The sequence below is a fragment of the Vibrio sp. 1078-1 genome (assembly GCF_033340475.1).
This window is the reverse complement of record NZ_JAWOWM010000341.1, coordinates 1-710: the sequence shown is the minus strand read 5'-3', so window position 1 is coordinate 710 and position 710 is coordinate 1. Positions and strand designations below refer to the sequence as shown.

At 45.5% G+C, this 710-nt stretch carries 1 protein-coding gene; it reads left to right on the top strand.

Annotated features, from left to right (window positions below; all coding sequences use genetic code 11):
• A partial coding sequence (locus tag R7190_RS27460) for an ABC transporter permease (RefSeq protein WP_411978094.1) occupies positions 1–710 on the top strand: 710 nt, incomplete at both ends.

The following is a 710-nucleotide window of genomic DNA, read 5'->3' as shown; positions in this document are numbered from 1 at the left end:
TGCTTCCATTGCTCGCGTTGTACGCAAACAACACTTTGGTCTGGATTGTACTTGCGGGTATTGCAGCACTATTTGTCGTGTTGGCCGGATTAAGCATCGCACTGACGAAGTTATTCTCCCGCTTTGCCACCAAACCAGCGATGAAGTTGGCACTGAGCCGAATCAACCGCACGCCTATTACCAGCGGTTTGCAGTTTGGTGCGCTTTCACTTTCTTTGATGCTCCTTTCCATTATTTGGCTTGTCCGTAGCGATATCCTCGCAGATTGGGAACGGACTTTGCCTGCGGATGCGCCTAATGTATTTGCATTAAACATTGGCGATTATGAACTGGCTAACTACCTAGAAACACTGGATAAAAATGGAGTGACACGGTCACAAGCGTTTCCAATTATTCGAGGACGACTCACAGTGATTAATGGCCAAAACGTTAAAGACGTTGAATATGAAGGGGAAGGCTCTGACGCAATCCGTCGAGAGCTTAACTTAACATGGGGTGATCAGTTACCAGAATATAATGACGTTCTTTCAGGAAAATGGACGAACGCAAACAGTGTTTCTGTTGAGGCTGATGTCGCGCGCGATTTGGGTATTCAACTTGGAGACAAATTAAGGTTTGTTATCAACAGCCAAAACTTTGATGCGACGGTGGATACCATTCGCCATGTTGAGTGGCGAGATATGAAGCCTAACTTCTATTTCATCTTTTCT